The organism is Roseicyclus marinus (assembly GCF_036322625.1).
Classification (GTDB): Bacteria; Pseudomonadota; Alphaproteobacteria; order Rhodobacterales; family Rhodobacteraceae; genus Roseicyclus; species Roseicyclus marinus_A.
The window spans coordinates 2,590,308-2,608,630 of record NZ_AP027266.1 but is presented as its reverse complement, the minus strand read 5'-3'; the positions used below and the strand labels follow the sequence as shown (position 1 = coordinate 2,608,630).

Sequence of the window (18,323 nt, the reverse complement as noted above, 5' to 3'; positions counted from 1 at the left end):
TCAGGCTTCCATCGCCTCCAGCTCGTCGATGAAGCCCTCGATCATGCTCAACCCCTTGTCCCAGAACGCAGGGTCCGAGGCATCCAGCCCGAAGGGCGCCAGCAAGTCCTTGTGATGCTTGGACCCGCCCGCCTTGAGCATGTCGAAATACTTCTCCTGAAAGCCCGGCGTGCCTTCCGCATAGACCGCGTAAAGCGCGTTCACCAAGCCGTCGCCAAAGGCATAGGCATAGACGTAGAAGGGCGAATGCACGAAATGCGGGATATAGGCCCAGAAGGTCTCGTAGCCTTCCATGAAATCGAACACCGGCCCAAGGCTTTGCGCCTGCACCGACATCCAGAGCGCGTTGATATCCTCGGGCGTCAGCTCCCCCTCGCGGCGGGCGGCGTGCAGCTTGCATTCGAAATCGTAGAACGCGATCTGGCGCACGACCGTGTTGATCATGTCCTCGACCTTGCCCGCCAGCAACACCTTCTTCGCGGCATCGTCCTTGGCCTCGGCCAGCATCTTGCGGAAGGTCAGCATCTCGCCAAAGACGCTCGCCGTTTCCGCCAGCGTGAGCGGGGTGGAGGACAACAATTCCCCCTGGCCCGCCGCCAGCCGCTGGTGAACACCATGGCCCAGCTCATGGGCCAGCGTCATCACGTCCCGCGGTTTGCCGAGATAGTTGAGCATCACGTAGGGATGCACCTCCGCCACCGTCGGATGGGCAAAGGCGCCGGGCGCCTTGCCCTCCTTCACGCCCGCATCGATCCAGCCCTGGGTGAAGAACGGCTCCGACAGCTCGGCCATGCGCGGATCGAACCCGGCATAGGCCTCGGTCACGAGCTTGCGCGCCTCCTCCCAGCCGAAGATGCGGTTCTCCTCCATGGGCAAGGGCGCGTTGCGGTCCCAGACCTGCAACCGCTCCAGCCCCAGCCACTTGGCCTTGAGCGCGTAATAGCGGTGCGAGAGCCGCGGATAGGCCGCGACGACCGCGTTGCGCAGCGCCTCGACCACCTCGGGTTCCACGTGATTGGACAGGTGCCGCCCCATTTGCGGCGTCGGCAGCTTGCGCCAGCGGTCCGAGATTTCCTTGTCCTTGGCCAGCGTGTTGTGGACCCGTGCGAACAGCGGCAACCGCTCGGCGAAACCGTCGGCCAGCGCCCGCGCGCCCGCCTCGCGCCGCGACCGGTCATGGTCGGTCAACAGGTTCAGCGTCGCCTCGATCCCCAGCCTGTCGCCCTCGACCTCAAAGGACATGCCCGCGATCGTCTCGTCGAACAGCTTGTTCCACGCGCTCGCCCCCACGACCGATTGATCGTGCAGGAATTTCTCCAGTTCATCGGACAGCTGGTAGGGCTTTCTCGCCCGCATCCGGTCGAAAACCGGCTTGTAGCGCGCCAGCGCCGGGTCGCCGCCAAAGACCGCCGCGTAGCCTGCATCGGGGATGCGGTTGAATTCCAAATCGAAGAATACGAGCGCGGTGGTATAGGTCGTGATCTTGTCCTGCATGTCGGACATGAACTTGGCCCGGCCCGCATCCGTTGTGTGCTGGTAATACCGCAGGCCCGCATAGGACATGATCCGCCCCGCCACCACGTCGATCCGCTCGTAGCGGCGCACGCAAGCCAGCATGCCGGCCGTGTCCAGGCCCGCCAGCTTGCCCTCGTAATCGGCGGCGAAATCCGCGCATTCCTGCGCCAGCCAGTCCAGATCCCGCTTCAACTCCGGCGCATCGGGCGCGGCATAAAGATCGCTCAGGTCCCAATCCGGCAGATCGCCCAAGGGCGCCCCACCCCCATCGCGCGCGGCATCACGGGGCAGGGGGGCGGAAAACTGGGACATCAGCATGGACAGACCTTTCGGAATTCGTGTTCCCGCCAGATATGGCCCCCCGCGCGCCCAGTCTCAACCCACGGCGCGCCTGCCTCTTCATCTTGGCCCAAAAACTCCGGGGGAGGCGCGGAACGCGCCGGGGGCAGAGCCCCCTCTCACAACTCCACCTCGCCCCCCTCGCCGACCTCGGGCAGGGGCGCTTCGCCCCAGGGCGGCGCATCGGGGCTTCGGCGGATCAATATGTCGCCATTGGGCAGCCGCTCGGGCAGTTCGTAGTAGGACAGATCATCCACCACCTCGCCCAGGCGCTCCAGAAGCGGCATCAGCTCCTCCTCGAAAAAGGGCCGCGCGCTGTCGAGCATCGGGCGCATGTCTTCAAGGAGCCGCTCGAGGATCATCCGGCTTCCCTCCCCCAAAAGGTCGAGCCCCTCACCGAACCCGCCGCCCTCGTCCTGCGCCGCAGCGGGGGCGGCCGCCACCAGCGCAGCCGCGAAAAGCATCCTGAACCGCATTCCCATCCCCTCCGTGTCCACCAAGCGCATATGGGAAGGCCGCCGCCCCCTGTCACCCCTCCGCCACCAGGTCGAGCGTCACCGGGAAATGATCCGACGCCGCCAAAAGCGCATCGCGCAGCCCCTCGTTTTCCCAGCAATCGGGGTCTTCGAACGGGTGCCAGACCCGCCAGCGCCGCGCCATGGGCCGCAGGTCGGGCGAGACCATGATGTAATCCAGAAGCGCCGAGATATAGCGCCCCTCCGATGCGATGTAGAACCGCGCCGTGGTGGGCGCGGCGATGATCCGGCGTTCCAGCGCGCGGGCGGCATTGGGATCGAAAAGCGCGCGCTCGGGCTCCTCGCCCCAGCCCATCACGATCTCGATCCCCGACCGCCCGAACAGGTCCTCGAAGACATCGAGCCCCGGACCATCGTTCAGATCGCCGAGCAGGATCAACGGCTCCCCCTCGTCCAGATGGGCCAGGACCCTCTGGCGCAACCAGATGCATTGCGCCAGCTGCTTGCGCCGGTTCGCGATGGCCAGCTTCATCGCCTGATCGGCGTTTCGCGCCCCATGGGGCGCTTTCGATTTCACATGCACCCCGATCATCCGCATCACGCCCAGGGGCGTGTCCAGCCGCATCTCCAGCGGCGGCTTGGAAAAGGTCACGACATCCTCGGTCGCATCCACGTCCAGATCGATCCGGAAACTCTGGTCGAACCGCGGCGCGCCCAGGTCGCTTGGCGCATGGCGGGCGCGGATCACGTCGGGATCGAAAAGCAGCATGATCTCTTGCTGCGTGTCATTGGCAAAGCCCAGGCAGACCTCGCGCGCCCGGATGCCCGCTTCGCGCGCGAAAGTGGCAAGCGCCACCGCGCCGTTGCGGTGCCGCGACACGTCGGGCGCTTCGACCACCAGGATGCCGTCGGCATCCATCGCCCGAAAGACGGTGATCAACCCCGCGATCTGCTCGGCCCGCGTCACGTTGTGCCGCCCCGACCAGGCGTTGGTGTCCAGAAGCCGTCCCTTGTCGTCGAACAGCTCGTGGAACCATTCCACGTTATAGGTGGCGATGCGCAGGGCGCGCGCGTCCATCACACCCGCTCGGGCGCGCGACCGGGCGACCGGGCCGAGATTTCCTCCCAGGCGCGGTTGACGGCGATCAGGCGTTTCTCGGCCAGTTTCACCGCCTCCTCCGGCACGCCGCGCGCGATCATGCGGTCGGGATGGGTCATGCGCACCTCGGCCCGCCATGCGGCGCGGATCTCGTCCATCGGGGTCTCGGGGCTGACACCCAGAACCGCATAGGGGTCGGGGGCGGCATCGGGGACGTGGCGCGCGCGCATCCGGCGGAACTGCGCCTCCTCCATCCCGAAAATCTCGGCCACGCGATGCAGGAAGGCATCTTCGGCCGGGTGGTAATCGCCATCCGCCGTGGCGATATGGAACAGCCCTTCCATCAGGTCGCAGAGCACGCTGTCCACCCCGCAGGGTCGCCCCTCGGCACGGAACATCGCGGCGATGCGGGCGGCATAGGTTTCGAAGCCCGCCACATCCTCCCGCGCCAGGTTGAAGACGCGGGCCGCCGCGCGCTCATCCTCGGGCGGGATATGGAACACCTGCCGGAATGCCGTCACCTCGTCGCGTGTCACCAGCCCGTCGGCCTTGGCCATCTTGGCCGACAGCGCGATGACGGCGATGGTAAAGGCGACGGTCCGTTCGGGCGGCGCGCGCAGCTTGTCGAACACCGCCGAAAGGCCTTCGCCCTTGGCAAGCGCGGTCAGCGCCTCGGTGATGCGGGTCCAGAGCGACATGGCTCCATCTAACCCCAAGACAGCCCGCTTGTCAGGCGAAAGCGCGAAAGATCACAGGATTTTCTGCATCAGGACCAGATCGTGCCAGCGCCCGAATTTCCACCCCACCTGCGGCAGGCGGGCGATCTCGCGATAGCCTATGGCGGCGTGAAAGGCCGCACCGCCCGCATTCTCGCCCGCCACGCCCGCGATCATCGAATGATGGCCCATGGCCTTCGCCTCCGCCTCGGCGCGGGTCATCAGCGCGCGCCCCAGACCGCGCCCGCGCGCCGCCCTCGCGATATGGATCGAATGTTCCTGCGTATGGGCATAGCCGGGGCCTGCGCGGAATTGCGACCATGTGACGAATCCCACGACGGCACCCCCCTCGCAGGCCACGAAATACGGCTGTTGCCCGATCTGGGTCGCAAGCGTGGCGGGGTCTTTCTCGGCGGTGGTAAAGGTGTGGCTCGTCTCGCGGATGATGATGTTCCAGATCGCCGCGATGGCCTCCGCATCCTCGGGCCGGCCCGCGCGGATCACAGCACGACCTCACCCTTCGGCGTTGCGATAACGACCTCCATCCGGGGCGCATCGGCCTGGGTCACCGTGACCCGCGCATCCGTGATCAGGGGGGCAAGGGCCGCCCGCAATCCCTCGGCCTGCGGCGAGAACAGCCGCAACGCAGCAAGCTTTGCCCCCACATCCGTCAGGCGCGGGGCAGGGTGGGCCACCCCCTCCCACTGGATCAGCGCGGGGAAGAGCCCGTCAAAGGGCAAGATGCCGTCCACCGGCACCGCCATGCGCCAACGCAGATCGCCGCGCGCCAACGACCATGGCACGCCCGCACCGGGCGGGCAGGCCGCCAGCGCCGCCTCCAGATCGTCGCAGCGGCAGATCCATGTCGTGGCGCGCGTTTTCCCCGTGAACCGGTCCAGGTCGAACCAGCGCGGCTGGGCCGGGGCCTGTCCCTCGGGGTCGATGGCGATCACCTCTAGGTAATCCGCCCCCAGCCCCATCAGCCGGTTATGCGTGCCCATCGCCGCATGCTGCCCGCCGCCCTGCAAGGGCAGGCCAAGGGCCGCCTCCACCGCTGCCGCGCCGGTTTCCAGATCTTCGGCCGCCACCGCGATATGGTCGAGTGTGAGCATCCTGTCGCCTTTCCCTGCCGTCCTGTCGCGCCCCGCCTTGCGCGCGCCCCGTAAAGGGTTTTGGGTCCCTCCCATGAGCGACGTCAAGGCCAGCCTGCGCCAATCCGCCTTTGCCGCGCGCCAGCGCGCTTTCGACCTGCGGCACGAAAGCGGGGCGGTCGCGCGCGCCACCGCGCATCTTCTGGCGCTGATCGGCCCGGCCCATGGCCTGACCGTCGCAGGCTACATGCCCATGCGCTCCGAGATCGATCCCCTTCCCGCCATGACGGCGCTGCACGAACAGGGCGCGCGGATCTGCGTGCCGGTGATCGCGGGGCGTGGCCAGCCGCTCGATTTCCGCGCCTGGACGCCCGAGGCCCCGATGATCGACGGCCCCTTTGGCGCGCGCATCCCCGAAAGCGGCGATTGGCTGACGCCCGACACGCTCATCGTGCCGCTCGTGGCCTTCGATCACGGCTGCAACCGTCTGGGCTATGGCGGCGGCTTCTACGACCGCACGCTCGCGCGCCTCGCGGCCACCCGTCCCGTTCGTGCCATCGGCCTTGCTTTTGCCGCGCAACGCCTGCCCAGCCTCCCCGTCGAACCCACCGATGTGGCGCTCGACGCCATCGTGACCGAGGATGGCATCCTGCGCCCCTGACCCCAGCCCTCCATTTCCACCTTGCCCAAGCGCGCGCCGCGACCTAAGCCCGGGCCATGCGTATCCTCTTTCTCGGCGATGTCATGGGCCGCGCGGGCCGGGCGGCGATCACGGAAACTCTGCCGCGCCTGCGCGTCGACTGGCGGCTCGATTTCGTCGTGGTCAATGCCGAGAACGCGACCGGCGGCGCGGGGCTGTCCGCCGCCCATGCCAAGGCGGTGCTGGATGCCGGGGCCGATTGCATCACGCTGGGCGATCACGCCTTCGACCAGCGCGAGATGCTGCAATTCATCACCGAGGAGCCGCGCATCCTGCGCCCGCTGAACTACGCCAAGGATGCGCCGGGCACAGGCGCGCGCGTGTTCAAGACGACGCGGGGCCGTCAGGTCCTTGTCGCGCAGGCCTTGGGGCAGGTCTTCATGAAACGCCCCTTCGACGACCCGTTTTCCGCGCTCGACGGCATCTTGCGCAAATACCCGCGCGGCGGCGCGGTTCAGGCGGCCCTGATCGACATCCACGCCGAGGCGACATCGGAAAAGATGGCGACAGGGCATTTTTGCGACGGACGCGCCAGCGTCGTCGTGGGCACCCATACCCATGTGCCGACGGCCGATGCGATGATCCTGCCCGGCGGCACCGCCTATCAGACCGATGCCGGCATGTGCGGCGATTACCATTCCGTCATCGGCATGGAAAAGGCCGAACCGATGCGCCGCTTCATCACCGGCATGCCCAAGGACCGTTTCACCCCCGCCGAAGGGCCTGCGACGCTGTCGGGGCTCTTTGTCGAAACCGATGACAAGACCGGGGCCGCGACCGCCGCCCATGCGATCCGGCTTGGCGGGCGGCTTGCGCCGCAGGGCCCGCCCGATGTGGCGTGATCTTCCGCGCGAGCGGCTGGGTTACGTCCTGATCCTGATCCTGTGCGGCGCGGGCTGGGGTCTTGGCCAACCCATGTCCAAGATCGCGGTCTCCGAGGGCTATCGCCATTTCGGCATCATCTTCTGGCAATTCGCCATCGCCGTCCTGCTTCTGGGCGCGATGAACCTGGCGCGCGGCGGGCGGCTGCCCTGCGAACCGCGCCACCTCCTGTTTTACACGATCATCGCCCTGATCGGCACGCTCCTGCCCAATTCGGCAAGCTATACGGCCGCGATCCACCTGCCATCCGGTATCTTGTCCATCGTCTTGTCGCTGATCCCGATGCTGGCCTTTCCCATCGCCCTGGCTTGGGGGCTCGACCGGTTCTCGGCCCGGCGGCTCCTGGGGCTTTGCCTGGGGCTTTCGGCCATCGTGCTGATCGCGGCACCGGGCACCAGCCTGCCCGATCCCGCCATGGTCTGGTGGCTGCCCGTGGCGCTCATCGCGCCGCTCTTCTACGCGGTGGAGGGCAATTTCGTCGCCCGTTACGGGACCGAGGGGCTCGATGCGCTGCAGGTCCTTCTTGGCGCATCCATCGTGGGGATGGTCCTTGCCCTGCCGCTCGCGGCCATGACCGGGCAATTCATCTCGCCCCTGCCACCATGGGGCGCGCCCGATGTCGCGATCATCATCTCCTCGGTCAGCCATGCCTTGGCCTATACCGCCTATGTCTGGCTCGTGACGCGGGCGGGGTCGGTCTTTGCCGCGCAGGTGTCCTACCTTGTGACGGGCTTCGGCATCCTCTGGGCCAAGCTGATCCTGGGCGAAAGCTATTCGCCATGGGTCTGGGCGGCGCTCGCGCTGATGATGGCGGGCCTGGCCCTCGTCCAGCCGCGCAAACCGCCCGAACCTGTGCCTGCGGAATAGGCATGGCGGCCCGGCCGCCACCCCGCCCACGTGGCAGCGCTTGCCGCGCCTTGTCCAATCGCTACACTCGACCTCCGGCGCGCCTCCCGCGCAAGGACGCATGATGATCGACCTGCCCCTGTCCCAGACCGGCCAAGGCCTGCTGACGCTGGCGCTGCTTGTGCTCATGTTCGCGCTCTTCCTGCGCGAGCGCTGGCCGACCGAGGTCGTGGCCATCGCGGGCGTCTCGGTCCTGTTGATCCTCGGGCTTTTGCCCTTCGACCGCGCGACCGAGGTTCTGGCCAATCCCGCGCCATGGACCATCGCGGCCATGTTCATCGTCATGGGCGCTTTGGTGCGCACCGGCAGCCTCGACCGCCTCACCAAGTTTGCCGAGGCCAAGGCCGCCTCCAACCCCACCATCGCGATCACGGCGCTTTTGGGGATTGTGGCACTGGCCTCCGCCTTCATGAACAACACGCCCATCGTGGTGATCATGATCCCGGTCTTCGTGCAGATTTCGCGGATCCTCGACACCTCCGCCTCCAAGCTTCTGATCCCGCTCAGCTATGCCGCGATCATGGGCGGCACGCTGACCTTGATCGGCACCTCCACCAACCTGCTGGTCGATGGCGTCGCCCGGACCGAGGGGCTGGAACCTTTCACCATTTTCGAGATCACGCCCATCGGCCTTGTCGTCGTCGCATGGGGGATGATCTACCTCACCCTCATCGGTCGCCACCTTTTGCCCGAGCGCAGTTCGATGGCCGCGATGCTGGGCGCGGGACGGTCCAAGGCCAAGTTCTTCACCGAGGTCGCGGTGCCCGAGGATTCCGCCCTGATCGACCAGAAGGTGACCGAGGTCGACATGTTCAAACGCGACGGCGTGCGCCTGATCGACGTGTTGCGCGGCGATGCCTCGCTCCGGCGCGCGATGGATCAGGTCGTGCTGCAGGCGGGCGACCGCATCGTCCTGCGCACCGACATGGCCGAGGTTCTGGGGCTTCAGGCCTCCAAGGAACTCAAGACGGTCGACAAGCTGTCGTCGGTCCGTACCACCACGGTCGAGGTGCTGATCACCCCCGGCGCGCGGCTGGTGGGGCGCACCTTGGGCGATCTGCGCCTGCGCCGCCGCTACGGGGTCTATCCCCTGGCCGTGCATCGGCGGAACCAGAATATCGGCACCCAGATCGACAACCTGTCGATCCGCGTGGGCGACACGCTGCTCCTCGAGGGCGATCCCGCCGATATCCAGCGGCTTGCCGCCGACATGGATCTTGTCGATGTCTCCCAACCCTCCGAACGCGCCTATCGCCGGGCCAAGGCCCCCATCGCCATCGGGGCCATGGCGGGGATCGTGGCGCTCGCTGCCTTCGACGTGGCCCCGATCCTTGCCTTGGCCGTCATCGCGGTGGCCCTCGTGCTGATGACGGGCTGCATCGACGCGGACGAGGCGTTTTCCTTTGTCGAGGGGCGCTTGCTTGCGCTCATCTTCGCCATGCTCGCCGTGGGGGCGGCACTCGATCACACCGGGGCCATCGAACTGATCGTGGGGCGGGTGGCGCCCGCGCTCATGGACCTGCCGCCCTGGGTGCTGGTCTGGGCGGTCTATTTCATGACCACGATCCTGACCGAGATCGTGTCCAACAATGCCATCGCCGTCATCATGGCCCCGATCGCCATCGCGCTGGCCGAGGCCGTGGGCGTCGATCCGCGCCCGCTCGTCGTGGCGGTGATGATCGCGGCCTCTGCCTGTTTCGCTACGCCCATCGGCTATCAGACCAACATGCTGGTCTACGGGCCGGGGGGCTATCGCTTTACCGATTTCATGCGGATCGGTATACCGCTGAACCTGAGCCTCGGCGTGGTCGTCTGCCTTGCGATCCCGCTGTTCTGGTCACTCTGACCCCAGACCCGAAAGGTCCTGCCATGCGCCGCGCCCTCTTGTCCGCCCTGACCCTCGCCACGCTGGCGGCCTGCGCCACGGGGCCTGCCATGCCCGAACGGGTGACGCTCGACGCCACGCTTTTGTCGGTGGGGATGAGCGATGGCTCCACCTGCCTTGGCCCTGCGCCCGAAACGGCGGCGGAAACCGGCTGGTCGGGCACGCTGACGGGTTGCGCCAGCCCCTATCCCTATACGGTCGAGATCGATCCAGGCACCAATCCCGTGCGCTTCATCTTGCAAGAAATCCTGGGCGAGCGGCTGATCCGCCCCATCGCGACCGTGACGATCACCGATGCCACGGGCCGCGACCGGGTGTTCCAGTCGCCCGAACCGATCACGGAATAACGTCGGGGGAAACCTGCAGGTTTCCCACACGGAAAACCCGGGTTTTCCGCCCCCTCACCGCCCCCGCCGCAGCTCGAACCGGCAGGCGCGCGCGCCCTGCGCGCAGCAGGTCGTCTCGACCACCTGCCACCCCGTCCCGCAGATCGCGGTGAACAGCCGCTCGAACACCGCCGCATGCCAATGGCACAGCGGCACCTCCGACACCTCGCCCCGCACCACCGGGTTGTCCAGGATCGCGAAAACCGGCGGAACCCCCGGCTCCAACCGAAATTCCCCCGATCCGCAAAACGTCCAGGCATGTTTCGCAATCGCTTTGGACAGGATCGGCACCGACAGCCGCGCGGGCAAGAGCTTCAGCACCGCCTGCGCCGCCTTCGGGATGCGATGGGCCAGGATGTAATCCCCCGTCCGCCGCCCCGCCTCTGCCGCCAGCCGCGCCGCATCCTGGGGCAGGGCCTGCCGCACCATTTGGTGCAACCGCGCCGCAGGCCCCTCCGCGATCAAGCCTTTCGCAGGGTCGGGCAGCGTGATGATCCCGGCCATGGCCAGGATATGGGCTGTCTCATCGGGCCCCCGCGCCGCCTCCAGCACCGGCACGAACTGCAAGATCGCATTGGGCCCGATCCGGGCGCTTGCCTCGGCCATGGATCATTCGGCGGGGATCTTGCCCGCCTCCTCCATCTGCTGCTCCCCGCCACCGCAAGCCTTGATGGCCTCCGGCGTGGCCTTCACCTCCGCCCCGTTGGGCATCTTGAAATCGCCGGCTCTGGACAGCTTCGCCGCCCGTTTCTGCGCCGCGATATCCTGCTTGGACTGCCAATCCTCCATCTGCGCAGGCGCGATCGTCCGCGTCCGGTCGAAGTTGAAGTTCAGCTTGCCCTTGGATTGCGGCCCCCAGTAATCGACCTTGCCCAGGTCATAGAACTGCCGCGCAAAGCCCGCCTTCAGGAACGCCTTGAGGCATCCAAGCAGGTACCGCCGCCGATAGCCCGTGCCGCGCCACGGATAGTGGAACAGCGCCTTTTTCGAATAGAACCGCCGGTAATTGTTCATCACCCGGTCGAGCAACTCGTCGCGGTCCATCGCCTCGGGCTTCATGATGGGCGTGACGAAATTGTATTTCGAGAAATCGAAAATCTCGACCTTGTCGCCCAGCTCTTGATAGAGTGGCGTGAACGGCCAGGGCGTGTACATCGCCCAATTCGCCAGATCCGGCTGCCAATCCCAGGCCATCTGGTAGGTTTCTTCCAGCGTCTCCGCCGTCTCGTTGTCGAGGCCGACGATGAACTGCGCCTCGGTAAAGATATCGGCCTCCCGCAGCAGGCGGATCGCCTCCTTGTTCTCCTCGACCTTGGTTTCCTTGTTGAACTGGTCGAGCTTGAGCTGCGCCGCAGCCTCCGTCCCGAGGCTGATATGCACCAACCCCGCAGACCGGTAGAATTTCAACAGGTCGCGGTCGCGGTAGATATCCGTCACCCGCGTGTTGATCCCCCATTGCACGCGGCGTGGCAGGTCGCGCCTGATCAATTCCTCGCAGAACTGGATGAACTTGCGCCGGTTGATCGTCGGTTCCTCGTCGGCCAGGATGAAGAACCCCACGCCATGCTCGTTCACCAGCTTTTCGATCTCGTCCACCACCTTGATCGGATCGCGCACCCGGTAATCGCGCCAGAATTTCCACTGGCTGCAGAAGGAACAGGTAAAGGGGCACCCCCGCGCCATGTTGGGGATCGCGACCTTCACGCCGAGCGGCACGTAGATGTACTGGTCCCACTTCAAGAGCGACCAATCGGGCGTGATCGCATCCAGGTCCTTGACGGTCGCGGCGGCGGGTGTGGCCACGATCTCGTCGCCCTCGCGATAGGCGATGCCCTTGATCGCCGCGCGCTGATCGGGCCAGCGGCCTTCGGCATAGGCCCGGATCAGCTCGACGATGATCTCCTCGCCCTCGCCACGCACGATCACATCGACCTGCGGCGCCTCGGACAGAACCTGCTTGTACATGAAGGTCGCATGGATGCCGCCCAGGATGCGCAGCGCGTTCGGCACCACCTCCTTGGCGATCTGCAACGTTTCCTCGGCCACGTAGATCGAGGGCGTGATCGCGGTCGTGCCCACGACATCGGGCTGGATCTCGGCCAGCTTGACCCGCAAATCCTCGGGGCTGACATGATCGGTCATCGCATCGATGAAATGGATATCGGTAAAGCCCGCCGTCTTCAGCGCCCCCGCGATATAGGCGACCCAGGCGGGCGGCCAGTTGCCCGCGATTTCGGCCCCTCCCGAATGATAGTTGGGATGGATGAGACAGATTCGCATGGCCGCACTCCCGATATGTCAGGAAATTGGACCACAAATACTGTCAACTTGGATTGACACAGATCAAGTTTCCGCCCATCGCCCCGCCCTCCGGTTTTTTTCCCGGCCTGTTTTTGCTACACTGGATCCCGCAGGTTTCGGCAGGTCACAAACGCGAGGGGGAAACGCGATGTGGGACCGGGTTCTTGACCGTATGCTGCGCCAATTCTTCGTGGCCGGCGCTTTGGACATTCTCTATCCCGACGGCACATGCCGCCGCTACGGACCGGGGCAGGGGGCGGCCCTGCGCATCACCCTGACCGATCCCGCCTTGCCACGGCGGCTGGTCCTGTCCACCGAACTGGCGCTGGGCGAGGCCTATATGGACGGCACCCTCGTGATCGAGGGGGATGATCTGGACCGCTTCTTTACCTTGGTCTCGACCAATGCCGCGCAAAGCGATGCGGGCTGGCGGCGCTGGGCCTTGCGGCTCCGGCGTGCGAAACGGGTGCTTGACCAATACAACCCCGCCCATCGCGCGCGGGAAAACGTCGCCCATCACTACGACCTGTCGGGCGAGCTCTACGATCTCTTCCTCGATGCCGACCGGCAATATTCCTGCGCCTATTTCACCGATCCCTCCCTGACCCTCGAACAGGCGCAAGACGCCAAGAAACACCATATCGCGGCCAAGCTCTGCCTCTCCCCCGACATGGAGGTGTTCGAGATCGGCTGCGGCTGGGGCGGCATGGCGCTGACGCTGGCGCAAGATTACGGGGTGCGGGTGCTGGGCGTGACGCTCTCGCGCGAACAGCACAAGGTCGCGACAGAACGCGCCGCCGCCGCGGGCCTGTCCGATCGCGTCCGCTTCGAATTGCGCGATTACCGCGCGGTCCGGGGCAGCTTCGACCGGGTCTTGTCCATCGGCATGTTCGAACATGTGGGCGTGCCGCATTACCGCGAATATTTCGACGCTGTCCGCGACCGGCTGCGTCCCGATGGGGTGGCGCTGATCCACACGATCGGGCGCATCGCGCCGCCGGGGGCCACCAGCCCCTGGATCACGAAATACATCTTTCCCGGCGGCTATGTGCCCGCCCTGTCCGAAATGTCCTCGGCGGTCGAGGAGGCGGGCCTTTACCCCACCGATCTGGAAATCTGGCGGCTGCATTATGCCGAAACGCTTCGCCACTGGCATGACCGCTTTCTGGCCAATCAGGGTCGCGCCCGCGCGCTCTATGACGACCGCTTCTGCCGGATGTGGCGCTATTACCTGAAAGCCTCCGAACACACGTTCCGCCACAACCGGCAGGCGGTGTTCCAGATGCAGATCGCCCATCGCCCCGATGCGGTGCCGCTGACGCGCGATTACCTCTATCCCTCCCCCGCCACCCGCCAGATGCGCGCCGCGTAGGGTGCGCCTTTAGGCGCACCATGCCCTCTGGCCCAGATCGCGCACCGGCCAACCGCCATTCGCACCTTGCACCCGGTCTGTCCCCGTCTATAAGGCAGGCAATTTGCGCCAAGCCGTCCGGGGGTCGAGATGCCGAAGAGAACCGATATCCAATCCATCATGATCATCGGTGCGGGGCCCATCGTCATCGGACAGGCCTGCGAATTCGACTATTCCGGCGCCCAGGCCTGCAAGGCGCTGCGCGAAGAGGGTTACAGGGTCATCCTCGTCAACTCGAACCCCGCGACCATCATGACCGATCCCGGTCTGGCCGACGCCACCTATATCGAACCCATCACCCCCGAGGTCGTCGCCCGCATCATCGAAAAGGAACGCCCCGACGCGCTCCTGCCGACCATGGGCGGCCAGACCGGTCTCAACACCTCGCTCGCGCTTGAGGAAATGGGTGTGCTCGAGAAATTCGGGGTCGAGATGATCGGCGCCAAGCGCCATGCCATCGAAATGGCCGAGGACCGCAAACTCTTCCGCGAGGCGATGGACCGGATCGGCCTCGAAAACCCCAAGGCCACGATCATCTCCGCGCCCAAGCTGGCAAACGGCAAATACGACATCAAGGCCGGTCTCCAGATGGCCATCGACGCCATCGAATACGTGGGCCTGCCCGCCATCATCCGCCCCGCCTTCACCCTTGGCGGCACCGGCGGGGGCGTGGCCTACAACCGCGAGGAATACGAATACTACTGCCGCACCGGCATGGAAGCCTCGCCCGTGGCCCAGATCCTCGTCGACGAGTCGCTTCTGGGCTGGAAGGAATACGAGATGGAGGTTGTCCGCGACAAAGCCGACAACGCCATCATCGTCTGTTCCATCGAAAACGTCGATCCGATGGGCGTGCACACGGGCGACTCGATCACCGTGGCGCCCGCGCTGACGCTCACCGACAAGGAATACCAGATCATGCGCAACGGCTCGATCGCCGTCCTGCGCGAGATCGGCGTCGAAACCGGCGGCTCCAACGTGCAATGGGCGGTGAACCCCGCCGATGGCCGCATGGTCGTGATCGAGATGAACCCCCGCGTCTCCCGCTCCTCGGCGCTGGCCTCCAAGGCGACGGGCTTCCCGATTGCGAAAATCGCCGCGAAACTCGCCGTGGGCTACACGCTCGACGAACTCGACAACGACATCACCAAGGTCACGCCGGCCTCCTTCGAGCCGACCATCGACTATGTCGTCACGAAAATCCCCCGCTTCGCCTTCGAGAAATTCCCCGGCTCCGAGCCCACGCTGACCACCGCGATGAAATCCGTGGGCGAGGCGATGGCCATCGGCCGCACCTTCCACGAATCCGTGCAAAAGGCGCTGGCCAGCCTCGAGACCGGCCTCACCGGTTTCGACGAGATCGAGATCCCCGGCGCGCCCGACGAGGCCTCGATCATCAAGGCGCTCTCGCGCCAGACCCCCGACCGTTTGCGCATCATCGCCCAGGCCATGCGCCACGGTCTGTCCAATGACACGATCCAGCACGTCACCAAGTTCGACCCCTGGTTCCTGTCGCGCATCCGCGAAATCATCGACACCGAGGCACAGGTGCGCCGCGACGGCCTGCCCGTGACCGAGGAAGGCCTGCGCGCCCTCAAGATGATGGGCTTCACCGATGCCCGCCTCGCGAAACTGACGGGGCGCGAGGAAAGCAACATCCGCCGCGCCCGCCTCAATCTCGGCGTCACCGCGCAGTTCAAGCGCATCGACACCTGCGCCGCCGAATTCGAGGCGCAGACGCCCTACATGTATTCGACCTACGAACACCCCACCATGGGCGAACCCGAATGCGAGGCGCGCCCATCCGACCGCAAAAAGGTCGTGATCCTGGGCGGCGGTCCCAACCGCATCGGGCAGGGAATCGAATTCGACTATTGCTGCTGCCACGCCTGCTATGCGCTGAGCGACGTGGGCTACGAGACCATCATGGTCAACTGCAACCCCGAAACCGTGTCGACCGATTACGACACCTCCGACCGGCTCTATTTCGAACCGCTGACCTTCGAACACGTGATGGAAATCCTGCGCGTCGAACAATCACGGGGCACGCTGCATGGCGTCATCGTCCAGTTCGGCGGCCAGACGCCGCTCAAACTCGCCAATGCGCTCCATGATGCGGGCATCCCGATCCTCGGCACCACGCCCGATGCCATCGACCTCGCCGAAGACCGCGAACGCTTCCAGCAGCTCGTGCAGCGGCTCGGCCTGAAACAGCCCGAAAACGCCATCGCCACGACCGATGCACAGGCGAAAGCGGCGGCCGAGGCGCTGGGCTATCCGCTGGTCATCCGCCCCTCCTACGTCCTGGGCGGCCGCGCGATGGAAATCGTGCGCGACACGGCCCAGCTCGACCGCTACATCCGCGAGGCCGTGGTCGTCTCGGGTGACAGCCCCGTGCTCCTCGACAGCTATCTCGATGGCGCGGTCGAGGTCGATGTCGATGCGCTTTGCGACGGCGAAACCGTCCATGTCGCGGGCATCATGCAGCATATCGAAGAGGCGGGCGTCCATTCCGGCGACAGCGCCTGTTCGCTGCCGCCCCACACGCTCTCCGACGACATCCAGTCCCGGATCATCGAACAGACCAAGGCGCTGGCCCATGCGCTCAATGTCGTGGGCCTGATGAACGTGCAATTCGCGGTCAAGGATGACGAGATCTACCTGATCGAGGTGAACCCCCGCGCCTCGCGCACCGTGCCTTTCGTGGCCAAGGCGACGGATAGCGCCATCGCCTCCATCGCCGCGCGGCTCATGGCGGGCGAGAAACTGTCGGCCTTCCCGATGGCCAAGCCCCATACGCCCGTGGATGACGCAACGCCCATCATCCCCGGCGATCCCATGTCGCTCGCCTCCTACCGCACGCCGTGGTTCTCGGTGAAAGAGGCGGTGATGCCCTTTGGCCGCTTCCCCGGCGTCGACACGCTGCTCGGCCCGGAAATGCGCTCGACGGGCGAGGTCATGGGCTGGGACCGCACCTTCGCCCGCGCCTTCCTCAAGGCGCAGCTGGGCGCGGGCACCCGCCTGCCCGAGGACGGGACCGTCTTCGTCTCCATCAAGGACGCCGACAAGGGCCCGCTTCTGGTCGAGGCGGCGGAAATCCTGCGGTCCCTGGGCTTCTCGCTTCTGGCCACGCGCGGCACGGCGGATTTCCTCAAATCGCACGGCATTCCGTCCGATGTGGTGAACAAGGCCTACGAGGGCGGACGCTCCATCGTCGACATCATCAAGGATGGCGGGGTGCAACTGGTGCTCAACACGACCGAAGGCGCGCAAGCGGTGGAGGATTCACGCTCGATGCGCGCGGTGACGCTGGCCGACAAGATCCCCTATTTCACGACGCTGGCCGCCAGCCACGCCGCAGCCCTGGCCATGCGCGCCAGCCGCGAAGGCGAGCTTGCGGTGCGGTCGCTCCAGGCGTGATCCCGTAGGGTGGGTGAAACCCACCATTGCCCCGTAGGGTGGGTGCAACCCACCAATGCCCCGTAGGGTGGGTGAAACCCACCAAAGCCCCGTAAGGTGGGTAAAACCCACCACCCCCCGCGCGTCGCAGGGTGGGATCCACCCACCCTACGCCCGCAAATCTCCACCCCCGTAGGCCGGGCTTCAGCCCGGCACCCGAGCGATCCTCAAAAGCGCCGCAAACAGAGCGGAGGCGCAATTGTGCATGTGCTTACCCGGTCGTCTCATCGCAAAGCATCATATCGCCGGCGCTTCCGAAGGGCTCGCAATTCAGGCCACACTCATACATGCCATCAGTCGCGCCCGTTTGGCGGAGATAGCTTCGGGCGGCCAGTCGACAGTCTTCTAGCATGTCATATTCATCGAGGTGGACATGGGTGAGCAAGCTTGGAGCTTCCGGGTAGACCGTAGCCAGCCAACGATCCGGTGTCAGGAGCGTCCAAGCTACAGCTGTTCCAACCGCAAGCAAAAGGAGCAATGACGCTCCCCTCACTCCGGTCGCCCCTTCAGGAACCCCACCGCCCACTCCGGGTCCCCTTCCTTCCCCCGCTCGGCAAAGAACTGCGCGGCACCAACCGCGCCCACTTTCTCGGCCAGCGCCAGCGCGATGAACTGGTTCAGGGAAACGCCGTCCTTCTCGGCGAACTCCTCTGCCGCCCGCTTGAGCGACTGCGGCAGGTTCAATGACACCCTCGCCTTCATATCATCAGCCTCCGTTTCGCCTCGCCCGGTGCCAGAACGTCGACTCCGAACCTCGGCGGCACCTGTCCGAAGTCCCGCAAGTTGTGGGTGACAATGGCCTCCGCACCTGCGTTGACCGCGGCCTCCAATACCATTTCGTCCTGCGGGTCGCGTAACTGTGGCCGCCACTGGAACCCGATCTCGACCGGCACCACCACCCGCGCGACCGCGTCGAGGAACCGCCCGACCGTCGCGCGATCCAGACCGGCCTCCAGCAGGAACTCCGCCCGGCCCAACACATCCTCGTATTCGAAGAAAAGCGGCACAGAGCACATCCAGTCGAAGCGGCCCTCCAACCCCGCGATCAGGATCAGGTTGCTGGCACCGGTCCTGCTGCGGATACCCGCGACCAGCACATTGGTATCGAGCACCAGCTTCATGGCGTCATATATAGCGTAACATTACCAATGGCGCAA

Annotated in this window: 17 protein-coding genes; 7 read left to right on the top strand and 10 right to left on the bottom strand. The window is 65.8% G+C overall.

Going from position 1 to position 18,323, the window contains the following annotated elements; all coding sequences use genetic code 11:
- From AABA51_RS12450 to AABA51_RS12425, 6 genes are all read right to left on the bottom strand, one after another.
- Positions 1-1,833 (bottom strand): M3 family oligoendopeptidase, encoded by a 1,833-nt coding sequence (locus AABA51_RS12450; protein ID WP_425328809.1) that lies wholly within the window; start codon positions 1,831-1,833, stop codon positions 1-3.
- A gap of 140 nt (positions 1,834-1,973) precedes the next feature.
- Positions 1,974-2,330 (bottom strand): AAA+ family ATPase, encoded by a 357-nt coding sequence (locus AABA51_RS12445; RefSeq protein ID WP_338272230.1) that lies wholly within the window; start codon positions 2,328-2,330, stop codon positions 1,974-1,976.
- Positions 2,331-2,382: 52 nt separating this feature from the next.
- Positions 2,383-3,393: an endonuclease/exonuclease/phosphatase family protein gene (locus AABA51_RS12440; protein WP_338276572.1), complete on the bottom strand. Its 1,011-nt coding sequence runs from the start codon at positions 3,391-3,393 to the stop codon at positions 2,383-2,385.
- A 14-nt stretch (positions 3,394-3,407) separates the two neighbouring features.
- Entirely contained in the window at positions 3,408-4,127 is a 720-nt protein-coding gene (locus AABA51_RS12435) for a J domain-containing protein (RefSeq protein ID WP_338272229.1), read from the bottom strand.
- A 51-nt stretch (positions 4,128-4,178) separates the two neighbouring features.
- Entirely contained in the window at positions 4,179-4,649 is a 471-nt protein-coding gene (locus AABA51_RS12430; protein WP_338272228.1) for a GNAT family N-acetyltransferase, read from the bottom strand.
- Complete coding sequence (locus AABA51_RS12425; RefSeq protein WP_338272226.1) at positions 4,646-5,257, bottom strand: VOC family protein; 612 nt, start codon at positions 5,255-5,257, stop codon at positions 4,646-4,648. The genes AABA51_RS12430 and AABA51_RS12425 overlap by 4 nt, the downstream gene beginning before the upstream one ends.
- Positions 5,258-5,330: 73 nt before the next feature.
- Between AABA51_RS12425 and AABA51_RS12420 the strand changes: the two genes are divergently transcribed.
- The 5 genes from AABA51_RS12420 (at position 5,331) to AABA51_RS12400 (ending at position 9,956) form a co-directional block, all read left to right on the top strand.
- Positions 5,331-5,897 carry a 5-formyltetrahydrofolate cyclo-ligase gene (locus AABA51_RS12420; RefSeq protein WP_338272225.1) on the top strand — a complete coding sequence of 189 codons (567 nt, stop codon included), beginning with the start codon at positions 5,331-5,333 and terminating at the stop codon, positions 5,895-5,897.
- 56 nt (positions 5,898-5,953) lie between these two features.
- A complete protein-coding gene (locus tag AABA51_RS12415) occupies positions 5,954-6,778 on the top strand; it encodes a TIGR00282 family metallophosphoesterase (RefSeq protein WP_338272224.1) in 825 nt (274 codons plus the stop codon).
- Positions 6,768-7,685, top strand: a complete 918-nt coding sequence (locus tag AABA51_RS12410; protein ID WP_338272223.1) for a DMT family transporter — start codon at positions 6,768-6,770, stop codon at positions 7,683-7,685. The genes AABA51_RS12415 and AABA51_RS12410 overlap by 11 nt, the downstream gene beginning before the upstream one ends.
- 103 nt (positions 7,686-7,788) lie before the next feature.
- Positions 7,789-9,570, top strand: a complete 1,782-nt coding sequence (locus AABA51_RS12405; protein WP_338276569.1) for an SLC13 family permease — start codon at positions 7,789-7,791, stop codon at positions 9,568-9,570.
- 23 nt (positions 9,571-9,593) lie between these two features.
- Positions 9,594-9,956, top strand: a complete 363-nt coding sequence (locus AABA51_RS12400) for a hypothetical protein (protein WP_338272222.1) — start codon at positions 9,594-9,596, stop codon at positions 9,954-9,956.
- Between the two features lie 54 nt (positions 9,957-10,010).
- Here the strand turns inward: AABA51_RS12400 and bchJ are convergent, their stop codons facing one another.
- Together bchJ and bchE are read right to left on the bottom strand one after the other, a co-directional pair.
- Positions 10,011-10,601 carry a bacteriochlorophyll 4-vinyl reductase gene (bchJ, locus tag AABA51_RS12395; protein WP_338272221.1) on the bottom strand — a complete coding sequence of 197 codons (591 nt, stop codon included), beginning with the start codon at positions 10,599-10,601 and terminating at the stop codon, positions 10,011-10,013.
- 3 nt (positions 10,602-10,604) lie between these two features.
- Positions 10,605-12,275, bottom strand: coding sequence for a magnesium-protoporphyrin IX monomethyl ester anaerobic oxidative cyclase (gene bchE / locus AABA51_RS12390; RefSeq protein WP_338272220.1), 1,671 nt, complete (start codon positions 12,273-12,275; stop codon positions 10,605-10,607).
- A gap of 169 nt (positions 12,276-12,444) precedes the next feature.
- Here bchE and AABA51_RS12385 point away from each other — a divergent pair, with 169 nt between their 5' ends.
- Together AABA51_RS12385 and carB are read left to right on the top strand one after the other, a co-directional pair.
- Positions 12,445-13,668 (top strand): SAM-dependent methyltransferase, encoded by a 1,224-nt coding sequence (locus tag AABA51_RS12385; RefSeq protein WP_338272219.1) that lies wholly within the window; start codon positions 12,445-12,447, stop codon positions 13,666-13,668.
- Positions 13,669-13,797: 129 nt separating this feature from the next.
- Entirely contained in the window at positions 13,798-17,127 is a 3,330-nt protein-coding gene (gene carB, locus AABA51_RS12380) for a carbamoyl-phosphate synthase large subunit (protein WP_338272218.1), read from the top strand.
- Positions 17,128-17,655: 528 nt separating this feature from the next.
- Here the strand turns inward: carB and AABA51_RS12375 are convergent.
- Both AABA51_RS12375 and AABA51_RS12370 read right to left on the bottom strand, forming a co-directional pair.
- The gene (locus AABA51_RS12375) at positions 17,656-17,868 is read right to left on the bottom strand and encodes a hypothetical protein (RefSeq protein WP_338272217.1); all 213 of its coding nucleotides are present in this window, start codon (positions 17,866-17,868) and stop codon (positions 17,656-17,658) included.
- Complete coding sequence (locus AABA51_RS12370) at positions 17,865-18,287, bottom strand: putative toxin-antitoxin system toxin component, PIN family (protein WP_338272216.1); 423 nt, start codon at positions 18,285-18,287, stop codon at positions 17,865-17,867. The genes AABA51_RS12375 and AABA51_RS12370 overlap by 4 nt, the downstream gene beginning before the upstream one ends.
- Positions 18,288-18,323 lie beyond the last annotated feature (36 nt).

Bases quoted from the DNA above. Each gene is read 5' to 3' on its own strand.
- AABA51_RS12405 (WP_338276569.1), top strand. From the start codon at position 7,789: ATGATCGACCTGCCCCTGTCCCAGACCGGCCAAGGCCTGCTGACGCTG.
- AABA51_RS12420 (WP_338272225.1), top strand. From the start codon at position 5,331: ATGAGCGACGTCAAGGCCAGCCTGCGCCAATCCGCCTTTGCCGCGCGC.
- AABA51_RS12425 (WP_338272226.1), bottom strand. From the start codon at position 5,257: ATGCTCACACTCGACCATATCGCGGTGGCGGCCGAAGATCTGGAAACC.
- AABA51_RS12415 (WP_338272224.1), top strand. From the start codon at position 5,954: ATGCGTATCCTCTTTCTCGGCGATGTCATGGGCCGCGCGGGCCGGGCG.
- AABA51_RS12375 (WP_338272217.1), bottom strand. From the start codon at position 17,868: ATGAAGGCGAGGGTGTCATTGAACCTGCCGCAGTCGCTCAAGCGGGCG.
- AABA51_RS12385 (WP_338272219.1), top strand. From the start codon at position 12,445: ATGTGGGACCGGGTTCTTGACCGTATGCTGCGCCAATTCTTCGTGGCC.
- AABA51_RS12370 (WP_338272216.1), bottom strand. From the start codon at position 18,287: ATGAAGCTGGTGCTCGATACCAATGTGCTGGTCGCGGGTATCCGCAGC.
- AABA51_RS12400 (WP_338272222.1), top strand. From the start codon at position 9,594: ATGCGCCGCGCCCTCTTGTCCGCCCTGACCCTCGCCACGCTGGCGGCC.
- AABA51_RS12435 (WP_338272229.1), bottom strand. From the start codon at position 4,127: ATGTCGCTCTGGACCCGCATCACCGAGGCGCTGACCGCGCTTGCCAAG.
- AABA51_RS12445 (WP_338272230.1), bottom strand. From the start codon at position 2,330: ATGCGGTTCAGGATGCTTTTCGCGGCTGCGCTGGTGGCGGCCGCCCCC.
- AABA51_RS12450 (WP_425328809.1), bottom strand. From the start codon at position 1,833: ATGCTGATGTCCCAGTTTTCCGCCCCCCTGCCCCGTGATGCCGCGCGC.
- bchJ (WP_338272221.1), bottom strand. From the start codon at position 10,601: ATGGCCGAGGCAAGCGCCCGGATCGGGCCCAATGCGATCTTGCAGTTC.
- bchE (WP_338272220.1), bottom strand. From the start codon at position 12,275: ATGCGAATCTGTCTCATCCATCCCAACTATCATTCGGGAGGGGCCGAA.
- carB (WP_338272218.1), top strand. From the start codon at position 13,798: ATGCCGAAGAGAACCGATATCCAATCCATCATGATCATCGGTGCGGGG.
- AABA51_RS12410 (WP_338272223.1), top strand. From the start codon at position 6,768: ATGTGGCGTGATCTTCCGCGCGAGCGGCTGGGTTACGTCCTGATCCTG.